Here is an 18,839-nt window from a genome sequence, read left to right on the forward strand (position 1 = left end):
CTATATCCTATGCCCAGTGAGTACGGCCACGGCTTACGCCCCCAAGTCCTCCGGAGGCTTGCGCCAACAAAGCAGCGTTTTGTGGAGGAGATACGGCACTTGGCTTGGGCGTAAACGCAAAGCGTGCCACTAGGCATACAAAGCAGCCTGTCCCTTTGCGACTCAGCTTCCCCTGCTTCTGTTACTCGTTCACTCCGTCCGTTCCCTAATCGCTATCTCAAAAGATTCTAATGTTTCCAACTGAACCTGCTGCTGTGAATAAAGGGTTTACTGCGATTCTCAAAAACCGTGGTTTTATGCTGCTGTGGATTGGGCAATTGGTATCCCAATTAGCAGATAAAGTCTTTTTTGTTTTGATAATTGCTCTGCTTGAGAACTACCCAGCCCCTGCTGGATTAGCCCAAAACTCAATGTACTCGACGTTGATGGTGGCGTTTACAGTACCAGCAGTGTTGTTTGGTTCTGCGGGTGGTATCTTTGTTGACCGCTTCCCAAAAAAACTTATTATGGTTGGCTCTGATATCCTGCGCGGGCTATTAACCCTGTGTATTCCTTTTTTGCCACGAGAGTTTGTTATTCTGCTTATAATAGCTTTTGCCATCTCCACTGTGACGCAGTTTTTTGCACCCGCTGAGCAAGCTGCTATTCCGCAGTTGGTTAAAAAAGAAAATCTGATGGCAGCCAATGCGCTGTTTAGCAGCACAATGATGGGAGCTTTAATTGTTGGCTTTGCCGTGGGGGAGCCAATCTTGAGTTGGGCGAAAAACTCAATAGGACCAAGATATGGTCAAGAACTGATCGTGGCAGGATTGTACCTGTTGTCTGCGGGCGTTATGCAACCCATTAACTTTAGAGACAACGTATCGGTTGACAACACTCACTCAGTCATCAATCCTTGGGCGGAGTTTAAAGAGGGTTTGCGTTATCTCAAGAAAAACCGTCTTGTGCTGAATGCTATGCTGCAACTGACGACATTATACTGTGTGTTTGCAGCATTAACAGTACTCGCTATTAGATTAGCAAAAAAGTTTGGCTTAGAAGAAAAACAATTTGGCTTTTTCTTGGCAGCCGCTGGGATAGGTATGGTTTTGGGAGCAGCGATTTTAGGTAACTGGGGTGAAAAAGTTCAGCGCAAGCCCTTACCCCTGATTGGGTTTTTAATTATGGCGCTGGTTTTAGGAGTGTTCAGTTTTACTAACAACTTGCTCTTAGCTTTAGCACTTTGTGCATTGTTGGGTATAGGCGCTGCTTTCATTGGCGTACCAATGCAAACTCTGATTCAACAGCAAACACCACCGACAATGCATGGTAAAGTATTTGGGTTTCAAAATCATGCCGTGAACATAGCCCTCTCAGCACCACTGGCAATCACTGGTCCACTCACTGATGCTCTTGGGTTGCGAATTGTGCTTGTGAGCATGAGTATTGTCGTAGTGACTGTAGGCGTTTGGGCTTGGCAAAACACTCGTCGAGTATTGCGAGATATTTTTCTAAAATGAATTTTCTATTTTTTACAGGAAATTTCGTCGCTATTGTACTAAGCTTTTCAATTAAAATGAAGTTTTAACTACAAAAAGTCAGCATTAACTTAGCTATTGCGTGAGGTTTGACTGTGCGTTCGCCTTCTCAAATTAGTCTCCCACAAACAGAAAATCAGAGCATCTCCAATATTTCTATCTCGCCAGCCGTGACGCCCAGGCGTGCATCAGGTGGTTTTGCTTTGCTTGATAGTCTCAAGCGGCACGGCGTTGAGTATATTTTTGGTTATCCTGGTGGTGCAATCCTGCCGATTTACGATGACTTGTATAAAGTAGAAGCTGCTGGTAATGGCATTAAGCACATCTTGGTGAGACACGAACAAGGTGCCGCACACGCCGCCGATGGTTATGCCCGTGCTACGGGGAAGGTAGGAGTGTGCTTTGGAACTTCAGGTCCTGGGGCGACGAATTTAGTGACGGGCATCGCCACTGCCTATATGGACTCAATCCCGATGGTTATTGTCACCGGACAGGTATCACGGGCGGTAATTGGTACCGATGCGTTTCAAGAAACTGATATTTACGGAATCACGCTACCAATTGTCAAGCACTCCTATGTCGTGCGCGATCCCAAAGATATGGCGCGAATAGTTGCTGAAGCCTTCCATATTGCCAGCACTGGACGTCCGGGACCAGTTTTGATTGATGTTCCCAAGGATGTGGCGCTTGAAGAATTTGACTATATGCCTGTGGAACCGGGAAAAGTGAAGTTACCAGGGTATCGTCCCACGGTGAAGGGTAATCCACGTCAGGTTTGTGCAGCAATACAATTAATTCGTGAAAGTCGCCGTCCGTTGTTGTATGTGGGTGGAGGTGCCATCGCCTCTAATGCCCACGAAGAAGTAAAACAACTGGCAGAAATGTTTAATATCCCCGTCAGCACAACGTTGATGGGTATTGGTGCTTTTGACGAACATCATCCCCTGTCTTTAGGAATGTTGGGAATGCACGGCACCGCTTACGCTAACTTTGCTGTCACAGATTGTGATTTGCTGATTTGTGTCGGTGCAAGATTTGATGACCGCGTTACAAGTAAGTTAGATGAATTCGCTACCCGTGCTAAGGTCATTCACATTGATATCGATCCGGCAGAGGTAGGTAAGAACCGCATTCCAGATGTACCGATCGTTGGTGATGTACGGAAAGTGCTGACTGATTTGTTACGTCGCTGTCAGCAAACAGGTATCAACACCATACCGAGCCAAACCCAAGAATGGCTGAACCTGATCAACCGCTGGAAGGAAGAATATCCTTTGGAGGTGCCACACCATGCTGACAGTATCTCACCGCAAGAGGTGATTGTAGAACTTGGTCGCCAAGCACCCGACGCCTATTACACAACAGATGTTGGTCAACATCAAATGTGGGCGGCACAATTCCTCAAGAATGGTCCACGGCGGTGGATTTCCAGTGCTGGTTTGGGAACGATGGGTTTCGGTTTACCCGCAGCAATCGGCGCTAAGGTGGGTTTGCCCAATGAAGAAGTCATCTGTATTAGCGGTGATGCCAGTTTCCAAATGAATTTACAGGAACTGGGAACAGCAGCACAATATGGTATCAATGTCAAGACAGTTATCCTAAACAACGGCTGGCAGGGAATGGTGCGCCAATGGCAACAAGCCTTCTATGGCGAGCGTTATTCATCCTCGAATATGGAAGTGGGAATGCCAGACATTGAGTTCCTGGCAAAGGCGTATGGCATCAAGGGGATGGTGATTAAAAACCGGGAGGAGTTGAAAGATGCGATCGCCGAAATACTAGCACACGACGGTCCAGTTATCGTCAATGTCCACGTGACCAGAGACGAAAACTGTTACCCAATGGTCGCTCCTGGAAAGAGCAACGCTCAGATGATTGGCTTACCACGTCAGCCAAAGAAAGCTTCGCTAGAGCCAGTTTTCTGTACCAACTGCGGTGCGAAAAACGTGCCCAATAACAACTTCTGCCCTGAGTGTGGTACGAAGTTGTAGAGCGATTGTGGTTCAAGAATAATAATGTAGGGTGGGCAATGCTCACCCTTAATATTTGCAACGTCTTGACTTTTCAATGAGCAGTGATTGCTACATCATACGAAGTTGCGTTCAAAGAAATAATTTCATAAACGAACCACAAAGACGCGAACGCGAGTGCGTGCGCCTTAGCGCATAGAGCGCTAAGGAAGAAAAAAGAAGATTACCTCTATGAATGTAACTTGGTATCATCATGTGATTTTAAAGCAGTAGACAACCTACAGGAGCTTTCCGCCCAGTTCCCCAGATGTTCAAAGCCGAACTTCAACAATTTATCAGTGCCGAAAGCAACAGCACCTGTACCACCCACAAGAAGTGCGCCCATAACAAGTGGATCTCCAACTGCTGATGTGACAACTGCAGTTGCGGCTGCTCCCGTAACGCTACTACCCATCATTCCAGCTAATGCAGTTGTTAGACCGCCTAATCCCAACTGAGAAACGGCTGATGCGGTTCCGGCATAACCAGCCAACGCCCCCGCACCTGCGGTAGAAGCAGATGCAACCGCCTTAGTAATTGTGAAGGCTGAGGTTGCTCCTTTCTCAATCACTTTCCAAGTCGAATCATCAGTGCCCGTTAACTTATCGGAGTAAGCCCTACAAATCGTTTCCGGCGTTATTTCCAGAAACTTTTTTGCATCTTTAACAAGCTGCTTATTGAATAGGAGCTTGTTAATATAATTTGGTGATATAAAGTCCAAAGGAGTAGAAGCAAATGCAGGTGCTGCTGAAGTAAAGCTCAGATGAAGTGTGATTATCAGAGCAATCAGGAATACAGATAAGATTCTTTTTAACCAATTAAACATAGTTCATTACACTTTGAGTAATATCGATAACCTTCGTACAGTACCCATAAATGGGGATCGTAAATATTGAGGATTGACGTTGAGTTTCCTTGCGTCAAACGGACACTTTCTACCCTGCAGGAAGCTGTCCTCCGGGCGTCTACAATGGGGGAAACGGAACCCCGCACAGAAGTGTCCTCCCTAACCTACGATTAATTCTCACTGTCTAATCGGTTACCTCCACAACCCTTCTCATGACGTATACAGTGTACGTTTTGTTGCTTAATAGCCTAAGTAAAAGTTTGCGTATGAGCTCAAAGATATTTAATGTAGAGCATGTAAATGTAATGTCTCTACAACGTAGGTGGGTATTAACAGGGGATTTAGTATTACAACTGAGGATTCATCACTTACAGCGGTTTTCTCTAAGGTGGGTAATGCTCACCCTTGTATCTTTTTGACTTTCCGTAGAATTTTCCCCAAGGGGGCGATCGCCTACCGGGACTTAGACAAAAAACACAGGTAAAATAGCCTCAAACGCATATCCCAAAAGACTTGGACATCGTTTGGCTTAGTTTGTTGATATATCTGGGTTCTGTGGCTTTTTGGGCATTTGGTGTATTTTCCTTGCCCTGCATGGGTTTGAGGCTTGTTTTGTCCTCAAAAATGTTTAAGTCCCACTACTTAGGATTATTTAGTGTTGCGTTGAGGCGGTTTAGAGCGGCTAATTAATACCGCCCCGTACTTGGACGAGAAGATCGCTATTCGATGAAGTAAAACTACTGAGTTTCCATTCCTGAGTTGTGAGTATCTACGTCTTACAACTCAGGACTGATTACTTAAGACTCAGGACTAATTAGAAACCGGCACATTTTTAAATGCCGCAGTATCTGGAACAAAAACGTCTATGCTGTTAACACCCTCAGGAATCCTTAACCAGACATAAGCATCAGCTGAAGCTTGAGGACGCAAAGAAAATAATTCAACACTACCAGTTGAGCGCTTGAGGTTAATTCCTTTATAGGTTTCGCTTGTGTCAGGATTACGTGCTGTTGTGTTGTAAACTCCTACAGATTCACCAGGATTAATTCCATCCGTAGCCACGCGACGGATACGCATCTGTAGATTCACGACATCACGGTTTCCTGTTTCTGGATCTTTAATCCGCTTTAGCGAGAGTAACTCTACTTCTGCTTTCCTTCCAAAGGAAGGTTGTACAAATTCACCAGGTTTAATAGCACTACCAGTGGAGGTTGTTGATTGTGCTGTTGTGGTTGAAGATGAAAACGCAGGCGTTTCCTGTGAACTAGGCTTGTTTTCAGGAGGAGCAGTACTGGTTTCTGAACTGGGAGTTTTTTGGGTAGAAGTGGTGGCGTTCCTATTACCAACACTTGCAACATTCAACGTCTGTTGTAGGGTGAAAACTTGGTAAGCCGTATAGCCACTGCATAATAAAGCCAAAGTCGAGAGTAAGACAGCGACACTAGATAAGAATGTACTCACACCAAAACCTCTATTTTGTATTTCTACATATACAAGTTTGTCAATCTATCGATTTTGTCATGCTGTGAGTAAATTTGGGTAATGAGTTGCTAATCTTTAAAAATTTAGTAAAGTACAAAACCTCACCCCCAACCCCTCTCCTTATTAAGGAGAGGGGAGACTTTAACGATAGTTAAAGGCGGGGTGAGGTTAAACGAGTGATTTGGATGTTATTCAATCCGCTATCCTTAAGTTGCTTTCGCTGACACTCAGAATTTTGACCTCATCTCCTTGATGTAATATTTTTCCTGCTTCTGATGCAGGTATATTTGTATTCACGCTTAACTTGTAGAAATGATTGAAACGGGTTGGCGTTGTCCAAGATGGTAGAGAATCCTTGCGCTTAGCCACAAACACCTTCTGAAAATGAGTTGTCACCTTTGCTGTTTGAGAATCTCGCGAGGGAACGACGCAACGCTGACAAGGATTCACTCCTTCAAACAAGACTTCTCCTATTTGAAAGTGAACATACTTTCCTGCTTCAGTAAATAATTGATCTTCCCAAAACGCTGGAACTCCACCAATTTCTATATTCGCTCGCATACGCAGTCGCATTTCATCAACACTTCCTACAGGAAACCAGGAAGCGACTTCTTCAAGTGTGGCTGTACTAACCACGGTGGGTCCTTTGGCATTAAGATCGTCTGGAAAGCCAGTTATTGTGTTTTGCATTAACTTAACTGGAAAACCAAAGTAATCACTGAACCAGGCTTCTAAAGAGGGCTGCTCATCATCAAGGTGAAAAATAGCTTTTTGGTCAGTTCCCTGAATGTGTAGGGAGAGTGTTTTTAAGTTATGATCAAAGGCTGATCGCAGCAAGTGAATCTTGGCATTGCGCTTTGCATTGACAAAATGACCTTGTTCATCAAATAAGGCAAACTCTCTGTCATGCTGAAGTGCGCCACTCTCAAGAATTCTTGCTAGATTTAGATCAATCTTGTCGAGAGATTTAATTGGGTAAATAGAAATCGCTTCGAGGTAAGGTGACATAATAAAATTGCTTTCACGAGGCTTGCAAAACTCGCTACTCAAATTTTAAATGTTACTTGTATAAACTCCTGTATTCCCAAGGCTTGACAAATTTCGCATCACTCCAGACTCCTCGCCGACTATTTTGCGCCTGAACTTCAGCTTGTTCAATGATATTTCTGCTGGGACACTTGTTTAAATAAGGACGGTAAACAAGCGCTAATCCCTCTCGTACTAATACTTCTTGGATAAAAGTCCCATTGGGCAAACGAATTTCAGCGACTTTACGTCCATATCTATCGCTATCGGTAATATTTAGTTTGACGCGATCGCCTCCTTGATTCACCAGTTGCTGCACTCGTTCTTGCGCCTTTGCTCCCCAATCAAATTGGTTGAGAAAAACAGAACTTTTACTTTGCTTTTCTTTCTTAGAGTGCGGGATTTCCGGTGCATCCACACATGCAAACCGCACATTGATTTTGCTCCCCTTGGCGTCTTTCACCGCGATAGTATCGCCATCACTGACTCGTTGGACTAAGTCACCAGAGGGAAAAATGCGGTCACAGCTCATCAAACCAAAAATGAGGGTAGCTGCACAAAGCCAAATCAACGCCTGTTTCATAAGACCTCACGGGATGCGGCAAACTCAGAGTCTTTAGACCTGAGAGGGAAGCGACGCGGCGGTTTTAACCGCAGTGATAATTAGCCCGACTGAGCGTCTAATTAATCGGACTTTGTTTCTTGAGAATTGACCTAACCGTTTCCAATTAGCATCGCTAACAGAGACTTGTCTTTCGGTGTCACCGCTTACCCAACCTTTATAAGTTTTGTTACCTTGAACAGCTTCAACGTAATCACCTTTCCTGAAACCATGCCTGGTTACAGTACCGCCATATTTGCGTCTCACGCCGCCTTTAGAAGGAACCATAAGGTGCAATTGACGGCGACAAATAGGAGGGCGACGAATAACGGCAAAAGGTGCGGGTGTTACAGTAACAGAACCCATCCAGCCTTGATAGTGACGGTTGATCTTGCCGTAACGAATGAATGCACTACAAGCTAAAGCAATTCCATCAACCGCGTGAGTTGCGGGGATAGCATCACCTTTTGAATGTTTTTGCTTTTGTAGCTTTAAATGTTGCCTGATGTTGGCAGTTTGCCATCCCTCGACCGACTTTGTGTAAACCCAGTCTTTTAGGTTCTTTAACTGCCAATATTGACCAACCATAACAGGACTAAATCCTTTGTCGCCTTGCGCTTTAACTACTTCGTAAGCGCAAGAAGTGATCGGGTAAACGGTAAACAGTTCCTCAAAAACTCTTAGCTCTAATTGACGATTAGCTTTAACACTTGGAGGTATTTTTTTACCTCTGCGATTATCAAACCGCTTTTGACGATGAGCACGTTGTGAAAATTCAACTTTGCGGCGGCACGTTTGCACAGGGTACTTCCCCCGCAAAGCTGCCTTGTTAATCCGTCTACCTCTTCTACCACGTCGCATCATTCGGCGCTGGTCCATTCGGTCTTTTACCGTTTGAAAAGGTAATTGTAGATGAGCCATCCATAAAGTAAATCTTTTGCATTGTACACCTACACCTGTGTAAAGTTTGCCTGGATCAATGCCTACTGCAATGGGTTGAGTTTTTGTGGTCAAAGTGTTGGCTAACAATTCAATTTGAAAGATGCCTAAGTCGTTATAAACGACTTTTGCTTTTCCTTCTTTTAGCCAGCGACGCGCTCTGCTCGCTTTTGTTGGCATTAATGGTTTACCGTCTGGTGATAGTACCGCTACTCGTAACATGGAGATAATCCTTCGAGTAAAGTAATTGGTTTCCTCGCTCACCTAATCCAAGATGTCTTAGCTTTACCTAACAACTGACTAAACAGTTTTGCAGTGTGTCCGGGCTGGAAAAGCACCCAGAAGTGCGTACCAAGATCAGGCTTAATGAGCTAGTCAAACACGTAAAGTTTAGTCTTTACAAGCCCAGCGTCTTTAGACCTGGGTTATTGACTTGTCTCACAATATATCTTCATATAAAATCATATATTTTCTGTTGTATGACTGTTTTTCACTTTTTCTAACCCTCAAAGTCTAAGTTCTTATAGTTCAAATGAAAGAGTTTGACTTGATTTCACTTTCTCATAACTGAGATCTTGTACCATTACGAGAAAACCACCAAGACTTGTACTAAACAGTGTCTAAATTGACTTAAAAATTATATCTCTTTTTAGTCCATTTTAATGGACTTTGTCTATGAGCCTGGGACTTCAAGTCCTAGGCGGGCGAGAACTGAGTCAAAAAATATGTAATAAGTTTGACATCTGTGTTTTTTGGTGCAAGATGTAAGATACCCAAAATTATCGCAAAACCTCACCCTGCCCTGTCGGGCATCCCTCACGCCAGGTGCTACAACGGGGGGAACCCCAACGCCAGATGCCTACGGAGGGAAACCCTCCTGCAGCACTGGCTCCGCAACGCACTGGCTCTCCTTATAAAGGAGAGGGTTAGGGTGAGGCGCTAAAAGCGAATCGGTAAGAGTCTTAGCCCAACTGACTTAACCAAGTACTCACTTCTACCCCTAATTTTTGCCCCAGCTTCAACAACTGACGGTACTGAGCGCTATCCTGACTTTGAGCAGTTTTAGCCATAAAGAGTGGCACAATCTGACTGTGCAAACAACTGAAGTATAGTTCTTGAGAGGGCTCAAGAGAGATACCAACATTTAACTGATTTGCCACATCAATTAATCGTTCTAGCCGTTGCAAATCTGCATCAAAAGTCCCGTTGGGATCGTGCAAGAATTGCCAGAGAGAACGCAATATCAACTGCTCTAACATCTGCTTGCCTTCGGGTATACTCAAATGACAATGCAGGTGCTTGGCTTCTGTAGCGATCGCCTCTAACTCGACGATGTGATTCCAACTTGATAGCGGTTCAGCGATGTCTTGTTCAAGTAAGCGTAAAGTTATCATACACCGATATCCCAAGGCAATTTCTGCTGCTACCTGCAACTCTTGCGGTGCTGGGACTTCATCACGGTGGAATGCCATCAGAACACCGTAATTCTCACGGTATTCTTGGGTATAAAGTTGGTCTAATCGTGACAGGGTTTCTTGACTCAACAGGTGCATGAGTCGATGGCGTTCTTCTGCGAATAGATTCCGCAAGCTGAAAGACTCTTCGCCAAACAACTGCGTCATCGCCAAGATTGTATGAGCTGCACTACCTTCTTGCAGCGCCCCAAACAGCTTTTCTTTTAACTCAGTGTAAGCCAGTCGTCCCTCGAAGGGTTGAATGCAACAATGGAAATCCCAACCACCCAGATGCAGAACAGCAAACACTAAATGTTCGCTTTCCCAGGTAATCTCTGAGACGAGGTTCAAATTTCCCACAGCCAGAGTCAATGATCCCATTCGTTGCAATTGGTAATCGAGTTCGTTGGCGGTGTAGCAATAAACCCGCTTTAGATGTGGATGAGAATGCTTGGTGGAACCATTGTGCCCATTTTGTGAAGACGCTGTCTGCGACGTCTCTACAGGTTTGTGGTTGGTAAAGAGTGATGTTATGGCATATTGAGCTGCAACTTGTTTAAAGCCAACTTGAGCCGTTAGCACCAACTGGCGATAAACTTCACCACCATGTTTGAACGAATCAACATTGCTCGGTGCTTGAGTTAAGCGTTTGAGGAAGCCTTTTTCCAACTGTACGCCAGAGACATCCCCTGCGAGTTCTAACGCACGGGCGGCGTAACGCAGAATTTGCGTTCCTTCTGGACGCGAAAGTTCTTCAAAAAACCACCCACAACTGGTGAACATGAGCAAAGCATGACGTTGCATTTCCAATAGACGCAAAGCGTCTACTTGTTCACTAGCCGTGAGTTTACGAGTTTGATGACGCGACAGAAAGCGACTTACGTTTTCTGGAGAGCGATCGCGTATCACTTTGATGTATTCATCTCGTGCCTGCCAGGGATCAAGGAAAAAGTGTCTGCCATGCTCTTCATACACCACAACGAGGCGATCCCGCAGCCAATTCAACGCATCCCTTAAGGGGCGACGCCATTTTAGGTGCCATGTGCCGCCACCACCGCAACCACAATCATCTTGCCATCTATCAACGCCGTGAGCGCAACTCCATGCTGTGACTGACTTAATTTCCACTTCCCATGTGGGAGTATTTAAGCTGAGGTAGTGAGCAAAGTTGCTGACTGTCCAACCCCAATGGGGAAACTCTTTTTTAAAGGCGTAGGCTAATGTTTTTTCGGTTCCTGCCTTGTGATGTCCAAAGGTTTCCCCATCTGTGGCGACAGAAATTAACTGTGCAGGGCGATGATCCCCACGCACTGCTGAACCGATGCGTCCGGCTAAATGATTGGAATTGAATAGGACATCACTAAAACCCATATCCCGCGAGATGGGACCATCGTAGAAGAAGATGTCGATGTAGGGACGGGACTGGAGAGATGAGTTATCTGATTCTCCTTCTACAACTTCCTGACTCTCTTTCAAAAAGCAACGATAGGGGCGTGTGGGATCAATCTGACTCCCACCAACTTCGTACCATTCAGGGTTGGGATTATCCTGGGTGGGCAAAAAACGACAACGTTGTGCTTGTGATGGTGCAAGCACAATAAAGCGAATCCCCTCATCAACTAAAGCTTTCAATGTGGCGTAGTCTACAGCAGTCTCTGCCAGCCACATTCCTTCGGGATCACGTCCAAAGCGGGAGCGGAAGTCTTCTTTGCCCCAGCGAATCTGGGTGTATTTATCACGCTCATTTGCCAATGGCATGATGATGTGGTTATATACTTGCGCGATCGCATTGCCATGTCCGTTGAGGCGATAGCAACTTTTAGCGTCTGCTTCCAAAATTCGCTGATAAACCTCTACATCGTGGCGTTCTAGCCACGACATCAGCGTTGGTCCTATATTAAAGCTCAAATACTCATAATTATTTACGATCCCCACCACTTCGCCGCGCTCATTTAACACTCTGGCAAAGGCATTGGGGCGATAACATTCATGGTGAATTCGTTCGTTCCAATCATGGAAAGGCGCTGCACCAGATTGGCGCTCAATCGCGTCTAGATAAGGGTTTTCGCGTGGTGGTTGATAAAAATGCCCATGAACGGTGACGTAAACACCAGTAGCCTGTCTCAGGGGATCGGGCATTTCGGTGTTTTTGATATTTTCAGGTGGCGTCAAATTTAAACCAGCACTAGCTGGTAGTTCAGCAGCAGAAGTCATGAAGTTATTCCAAAAAATAAACAGTCCTTGCAGTTGCTTTCTTTGATAATGCTGATAAACCTTCCTACAGCGGCATTTCAACAACAGTTAGTTTCAACAGCAACTATGAGATCAAACCAAATTCCGAGGTAGTGGTGTTCGTGTTGGGGGTAATCTGCATTATCAAGCAGCGCTTTGCCCGATGCAGTCAATCATTGACACAAGCCATGTTAGCAGGCTTTGTCGTTGGTACTGCTAAAAATTTAATTGTCTTTTAATATATTAAACCGCATCCTTGGTGTAAAATCGTAGGTTTATTGGAAACTTTTGCAACGAAACATTTCAAATTGTACTTATATCGCAATCTTATTTTACAAATCTCTGTCGAGAAAGCAAATAGTTAAATCTGAGAACTCCTTAATTAGAGGACTGGGGGTATCCTAGAGTTTGATCTATGGGAGTGCTCGGTGTTGTAGTGTAATATATTCAAAACTTAGGATTTTGTTGTACAGAAAACTCATTGCTCAGGACTTGCGGAGGAGTTCTAAGCTTACACATCTGTTTCTAATACTTTCACCTTAAAATGACAAATGTCAGCTAAAAACATTGTATTTTTGGTTTTGTTACTGTTTATTCCGGTTTCCATAGCGGCTCATTACTTAGAGTGGGGAGAGTTAACAGTTTTCATTACTGCTGGTTTAGCTATTTTGCCCTTAGCAGCTTGGATGGGGACAGCTACAGAAGAAGTGGCTGTCGTGGTTGGTCCAACAGTAGGGGGGTTGCTAAACGCCACCTTTGGCAACGCCACAGAATTGATTATCGCCTTAATTGCCCTAAAAGCTGGACTTGTGAATGTCGTCAAAGCCAGTATCACGGGATCAATCATCAGTAACTTACTGCTGGTAATGGGTCTTTCCATGTTTTTGGGTGGAGTGCGTTACAAAGAACAGACGTTTCAGCCAGTTGTAGCGCGAGTCAACGCTTCTTCTATGAATTTGGCAGTGATTGCGATTCTACTGCCCACAGCGATGAAATTTACCTCTCAAGCAATAGAGGAAAAAACCCTGCAAGATCTCTCCCTTGCGGTTGCTGTGGTACTAATTATCGTCTACGCCCTAACTTTGTTATTTTCTATGAAAACCCACACTTATCTTTACGATGTGGGTATGGCAGAAACAGCCGAAGAGGAAACACATCAAGAGAAACCAAATATTTGGTTGTGGACTGGGGTTTTACTAGTATGTACCCTCTTAGTTGCATTCGAATCAGAATTGCTAGTTGATTCTTTAGAAGTAGCTACATCACAGTTAGGTTTGACAGCACTTTTTACAGGGGTAATCGTCGTACCTATTATTGGCAACGCTGCTGAACACGCAACAGCTGTGACAGTAGCTATGAAAAATAAAATGGATCTTTCTGTTTCTGTGGCGGTGGGATCAAGTATGCAGATTGCCCTGTTTGTTGCTCCCTTTTTAGTTTTAGCAGGGTGGGTACTTGGTCAACCGATGGATTTAAATTTCAATCCCTTTGAATTAGTAGCTGTGGTTGTAGCGGTGTTGATTGCTAATAGCATCAGTTCCGACGGTAAGTCAAATTGGTTAGAAGGTGTACTACTCTTAGCAGCGTATGCTGTATTGGGGTTTGCTTTCTACTTCCTTCCGTTTGTTGATGGTATGGCTTGAGAATAGCTTAGCTGCAATCATGGATGATCCCCTGAGCCACCCTTAGTAGGATAGGTCAGGGGCTTCGCTTTTATTAGCAAAAAAATTGATACTTATGAAGTTTATGTCCTACATTCCGCCCTTTCAACTGGCACATCAAATATTTACAATGGAAAAGACAATTTTCCCCTATCTTCCTATTTTTCTCTACTTCCTCATGTTTTTCAATTAAAATTAGCAAAAAAATGCGGAAACAAAGTTCCTGAATATGAATAATATCCATAGAAGAATACTGAGTAACTCATGCCGACTGCTGTCCTAGGTACGCATTACCAAGAAGCGAAAACCACTTCTTCTGAATGAGTGATTTCTTTGGCATTGTAGATACGGTTGAAACTTAAGAAAAATAGTTTTATAAATTAATTGATATGGCAAATCAAGAACAACCATTAGCAAAGCCTGAGTCACAGCCTAAAGCACAACCTACATCTCATCACGCGATACAACCATTAGCACAATCTGTCAAGATGAAAGCTGTCTCTAGTTCAGGTCTACCTACTCTACGGTTTGGTAACACAGGAAGCACTGTAAGAACCTTACAGCGACTTTTAATATCTAATGGCTACTTTGTTCAAATTGATGGAGTTTTTGGGGCGCTGACAGAAGTTGCTGTTAAAGCTTTCCAGAGTTCACGCGGTTTAGGAGCGGACGGAGTCGTTGGTCCTAGAACTTGGGCTCTATTGTCAGGTTAGTCAAAAATTGAGTCAATATGCTATAGAATTATGGATTGTGAAACTTTTGAGCACTCATAATTCGTATTTTTTTATAATTAATTTTTCCGGGCTTCTGGAAGAAAAGTTTTAGATTTGATGAGTCTTCTATATTTGATGTATTTTGTACAGACCTTGACAAGTAAGCTGTTGCGCCTATAATTTGCATATTGCGATACGCGTAGCGTCAAGCCTATGACTAACGTCACGCTAGTCCCTAAGAGGGACGCTGCGCAAACGCTATCGGCTTATCGCCACATGAAGGCTCCTATGGCTACGCCACGCCTTCGGCGAACGGAGCATCGCAAGACTTTCTTTTGTTCAAAATAGTACAAATGACAAATGACTTTTGACAAAGGACAACCTTCACAAGTCCGCAGTCCATTTTGAATGCATTACGACTTAACAGATACTGGGAAATCATATTTTGCTGATTCTTTTCAAAGAATTTATTAGATTTTTTTATTTTCCAGTACTGTCTATTCCGGAACACCAGCAATTTTTCTTGTGAAAGGAAACATGGGTGTTAGTAAAATGAAATACAATGACAGATATTGCCCTGCTGATGACGAGCGTGTTAACAACAGGACAACTGTCTCCGACCATTGCACCGGAACTGCGATTAGTTCATCGAGACAATAACAAGGAGAAGTTAACACAAAGGCAGCTATCTCAGATAGTTTCAACTGCTCAAATTACACCACCTGAATTTGTGCAGCCTGAGATGGCTGCTCATGCTGCTACGTCAATCATAAGTGTAGAAAATAAAAGTATACTTAATCCAGCAGAAATCAATATTGGTTATCAAAGTTCTCCTAACATAGCTAGAGCAAAGAATTTTCCTGTTGCAGCAAAGGATACAACAGAAGATGTCATTACAGATACTCAATGCTTTCATCTATGTGCAGAGCCAGAAATACTTTTGCCCTTTGATGCTATTCCTCAATTAGTCGCAGAGTGGGAACACACTGTCCGAAATTTTCAAAAAAGTCCGCTTAAAGAAAGTCAGAAGATTATACTTGCTTCTACTTATTTTTTCGGGCTCCAAGTAGCTTCAGAATCTTCAGCTAAAACAGTTATTGGGCAAAGAAAGCAAAGAGCTATTGATAAACGTAATGATCAAATAGTTCCTCAAATAGATACTAGCCAATCTTTGCCAATTTTGCGTTTTAGTAGCTCGGGTGTTGCTGTCAAAGTTCTGCAACAGTTATTATCGTCTAATGGTTATACTATTCGATCTGATGGGGTTTTTGGTGCCTTGACAGAAGCTGCTGTTAAAGCTTTCCAAAACAAACGGAATTTAGCAGTGGATGGCATAGTTGGTCAAAGAACTTGGTATGAATTGACCAAATAGCCAGTAGTGATTTGTCATTTGTCCTTTGGAAAGAACAAATGACAAATCACTGAAACATTAACGATACTTATGCTGCTCTAATAATTGTTGTGCTCTTGGCTTGTAAATTAAATAGAACAAAGCCTCGATGTAGCGCAGCAAATCCTCCCGATTCTCTTTTGAGATAAAGTTCCAAAAGCCATAAATGCGTGCTAAAGATAGCAGCTTGGAAGTGTGAATTTTCCATGTATAAGTGCTATAAACTCGGTCAATGGCTTGTTTGGAAATTTGATTCCAATAATTGGGATTTTGTCCGCAGTTCTGGACAAACTCAAGAAGTTTTTCGGCTGTTTCTTCTACATTTGTTGGGTTGATGTAAAAACCGTTTACCTTATCTTGGATGATTTCTAATGGGCCACCAAATTGCGTAGCAAAAGTTGGTAATCCCGAAATCATCGATTCTAAAATTGTCAAACCAAATGCTTCAAACAAAGCTGGTTGTACAAAGATTCCTTGGTGATCAGCAATGACCCGATAGATTTCGCCAGAGTCAGATTTTGTCAAACGCACACCCAACCAGCGAATTTTACCATAGAGATTGTACTGCTCTATGATTTGGTAAAGTTTGACAATCTCATCGCGTTCTTCGTTGTCGCCTGATTCTTCTACACGCAACTTACCCGCTACCAAAATCAGGTTACATTGTTCCTGCAACTGTTGACTGCGACCAAAGCATTCGGCTAAACCAGTGAGGTTCTTAATGCGGTCAAGACGCGCCATTGAGAAAAGTGGGCGCTTGGTTGGATCATCAAGTCTACCAAAAATTTGAGAGTCGTCTTCCAGAGTGAAGAGTATTTCTTCTAATCTGGCGCGATCGCTCTCAACTCTGTCTTGGGTACGAGTATATGGGAAATAAGCATTCTCGTTGACTCCAGGCGGTACTACGTTAAATTTGGGACTAAACAGTTCAACCCCATTGACAACGTGGTATAGTTCTGGCATTGTAAAGCACTTGAGTGACTCGTACTGTCCTACACTATCCGGCGTGCCCACAATTTCTTGGTAAGTGCTGCTGATGATAAAGTTGGCTGCATTCATCGCCAACAAGTCAGCGCTGAATTGTAACGAAAAGTGATATTTCTCCTCCAAATCTTGCCAATAGAGGTTACTGAACAAATATTTGGACTTTTCTAAGGCATGGGCAACGTTACACTGTGTGACACGCAGTCTGCGTGCCAGCAAAAACGCTACCAAATTCCCATCAGTGTAGTTACCAACAATTAAATCTGGTTTACCCTGAAACTCTGCCAGCAGTTCTTTTTCGGAATCTATGGCAAAGGTTTCCAGATAGGGCCAAAATTCAAACCGCGAAATCCAGTTTTGTGTCATGTTGGGATTGAATTCCCGCAAAGGCACTCGCAAAATCCAGGCGTTCTCAGTATCGTGGACTTTTTCTAGGCGCTGGTTACAAAGGGTGCCATCACTGTTGGGGATAAGGCGGGTGAGAATAATCACCTTCGGCTGAACATTCAATCCTTCTAAACCAGCCAGCATCACATCTTCTTGCAGCTGCTTCTCCAAGTTCTTTGCTTGGTCGAGGACGTAAACGACTTGACCCCCAGTGTCAGGACGTCCCAAAACTCCCTCTTGCCCAAACCAACCGTGGGCAGAAACCAAGACGATTCTAAAAATCATCGGGATGCGAGAGATGAAAGCTTCCAAGGTCTGGGGGTCGGGAGAGTCAATCAATTCATCTAGAATACTCAAGCTTTCTTGGACTCGCTGGGCAGTATGCCCCCAACCCGGTTCAAAGCCCATCACTTGCATCTCAAATCGGAATTCTTCGTAGGGTTCCTCACTGGGACGAGAACTGACGAAAGAGATAGCTTGTTTGACTTGATCAGACAGTTGCTGCTGTGACTGAATTCGCCGGTTGATCAGCAATTGAACGCCGTTGTATTGGTGTAGGCGCAAGAAGTTAAACAAGCCTTCTAGCCATTGCTTGGGGTCAGCAAACAGCTTACTGGATAGGTAGCGGTTGAGAAACTGCACCCCCTTACCAATATTTTTTGGATCGCGAATCACCGGGGTGTAATCGTAAAATGGACCAAAATCCAATTCCAAGAGGTCGCCTTCGTTGGGATTATACCGATTGACCAGGCGATCGCGCAAATCCAACAGTTCCTGAACCGTCATCGGCTGTACACTCAAGTCGCCTGTCAGTCGGTAAACCTCTTGACTAGCAATCTTTGGTCGTATGATGAAGCAGAGGCTTGATTCCTCTTGAATGATTTCTTGAGTGTAGTAAACAAGTTTTGCTAAATGAGAAGCAGTGTAAAATTGCTCAGGTTTTTCGTACTTGGAGCAATATTCACTATATAAATTGAGTATGTCGTTCCGCAGCAAGTACTTTTTTTCTTGCTGACGTAACTCGCTGATCAGGGAACGCAAATCACTTTTTTCTTCACTATCTAGTACAGCTTGAAGTAATTCAGACATGGCAACTTGTGAGATAATTGTAGGTTTTGGATTCAGGATTTGACTGAGCAATAGCTAATAATCAACTGCCCATGGGTAATCGTATAAACAAATACTATACCTTGGCAATTAGCAATTATTACTACTCTGAGTATCTTTAAAGCTCTCTACCTTTTTACGCTTATCTTATATACGAGTATTTTACACTCTAACTAAAGGCGTACTCTTTTGTTGTTTTTGTTAAAGACAAAACGGCAAACATCAAGTTATTCTCAAATTTATGTGATTATAAATACTAAGCATTTTACTCGAAAAACCCACTCTCATTTAAAGAATAGACTCTTATTTACTGCTATATAACTTTCGGTTAGCTTGCCAGGGGAAATATATTGGGAAGTAGCAATCAAACGTCCTTTTGTCCTATCCTGTTTGAACCTGATAATGACTCAAAGAACTGAAACAAATTATTTTATAGTTAGCGAAGAAGATAAATTTAATTTAATTATTTAGAGTTACTTCTTATACTATA

The 18,839-nt window shown here is 43.5% G+C and carries 12 protein-coding genes; 5 read left to right on the top strand and 7 right to left on the bottom strand.

All coding sequences use genetic code 11. The annotated features are described in order from the left end of the window. The first annotated feature begins 230 nt into the window (after positions 1-230). Together AC5JM2_RS35830 and ilvB are read left to right on the top strand one after the other, a co-directional pair. Positions 231-1,499 (top strand): MFS transporter, encoded by a 1,269-nt coding sequence (locus AC5JM2_RS35830; protein WP_495840975.1) that lies wholly within the window; start codon positions 231-233, stop codon positions 1,497-1,499. Between the two features lie 113 nt (positions 1,500-1,612). After that, the gene (gene ilvB, locus AC5JM2_RS35835) at positions 1,613-3,508 is read left to right on the top strand and encodes a biosynthetic-type acetolactate synthase large subunit (RefSeq protein ID WP_495840977.1); all 1,896 of its coding nucleotides are present in this window, start codon (positions 1,613-1,615) and stop codon (positions 3,506-3,508) included. A 208-nt stretch (positions 3,509-3,716) separates the two neighbouring features. On the opposite strand, the gene AC5JM2_RS35840 is transcribed toward ilvB, so the two are convergent. The 6 genes from AC5JM2_RS35840 to AC5JM2_RS35865 all read right to left on the bottom strand — a co-directional run bounded on the left by AC5JM2_RS35840 (position 3,717) and on the right by AC5JM2_RS35865 (position 12,089). Then, positions 3,717-4,352, bottom strand: coding sequence for a hypothetical protein (locus tag AC5JM2_RS35840; RefSeq protein ID WP_495840979.1), 636 nt, complete (start codon positions 4,350-4,352; stop codon positions 3,717-3,719). An 831-nt stretch (positions 4,353-5,183) separates the two neighbouring features. Continuing rightward, positions 5,184-5,834 carry a hypothetical protein gene (locus AC5JM2_RS35845; RefSeq protein ID WP_495840981.1) on the bottom strand — a complete coding sequence of 217 codons (651 nt, stop codon included), beginning with the start codon at positions 5,832-5,834 and terminating at the stop codon, positions 5,184-5,186. A 213-nt stretch (positions 5,835-6,047) separates the two neighbouring features. After that, positions 6,048-6,863 carry an MOSC domain-containing protein gene (locus AC5JM2_RS35850; protein WP_495840983.1) on the bottom strand — a complete coding sequence of 272 codons (816 nt, stop codon included), beginning with the start codon at positions 6,861-6,863 and terminating at the stop codon, positions 6,048-6,050. A 52-nt stretch (positions 6,864-6,915) separates the two neighbouring features. Continuing rightward, entirely contained in the window at positions 6,916-7,464 is a 549-nt protein-coding gene (locus AC5JM2_RS35855; protein WP_495840985.1) for a thermonuclease family protein, read from the bottom strand. A 33-nt stretch (positions 7,465-7,497) separates the two neighbouring features. After that, complete coding sequence (locus AC5JM2_RS35860; RefSeq protein WP_495840987.1) at positions 7,498-8,643, bottom strand: RRXRR domain-containing protein; 1,146 nt, start codon at positions 8,641-8,643, stop codon at positions 7,498-7,500. 740 nt (positions 8,644-9,383) lie between these two features. After that, positions 9,384-12,089 carry a DUF3536 domain-containing protein gene (locus AC5JM2_RS35865; RefSeq protein WP_495840989.1) on the bottom strand — a complete coding sequence of 902 codons (2,706 nt, stop codon included), beginning with the start codon at positions 12,087-12,089 and terminating at the stop codon, positions 9,384-9,386. Positions 12,090-12,658: 569 nt separating this feature from the next. On the opposite strand from AC5JM2_RS35865, the gene cax reads away from it, so the two are divergent. The 3 genes from cax to AC5JM2_RS35880 all read left to right on the top strand — a co-directional run bounded on the left by cax (position 12,659) and on the right by AC5JM2_RS35880 (position 15,853). Beyond that, positions 12,659-13,750, top strand: a complete 1,092-nt coding sequence (gene cax / locus AC5JM2_RS35870) for a calcium/proton exchanger (RefSeq protein ID WP_495840991.1) — start codon at positions 12,659-12,661, stop codon at positions 13,748-13,750. A 407-nt stretch (positions 13,751-14,157) separates the two neighbouring features. Then, positions 14,158-14,481: a peptidoglycan-binding domain-containing protein gene (locus tag AC5JM2_RS35875; RefSeq protein ID WP_495840993.1), complete on the top strand. Its 324-nt coding sequence runs from the start codon at positions 14,158-14,160 to the stop codon at positions 14,479-14,481. A 562-nt stretch (positions 14,482-15,043) separates the two neighbouring features. After that, positions 15,044-15,853 (top strand): peptidoglycan-binding domain-containing protein, encoded by an 810-nt coding sequence (locus AC5JM2_RS35880; protein ID WP_495840995.1) that lies wholly within the window; start codon positions 15,044-15,046, stop codon positions 15,851-15,853. Positions 15,854-15,910: 57 nt separating this feature from the next. Here AC5JM2_RS35880 and AC5JM2_RS35885 read toward each other — a convergent pair whose 3' ends face one another. Then, positions 15,911-18,331, bottom strand: a complete 2,421-nt coding sequence (locus tag AC5JM2_RS35885) for a sucrose synthase (protein ID WP_495840997.1) — start codon at positions 18,329-18,331, stop codon at positions 15,911-15,913. Positions 18,332-18,839 lie beyond the last annotated feature (508 nt).

The organism is Brasilonema angustatum, from assembly GCF_059505445.1.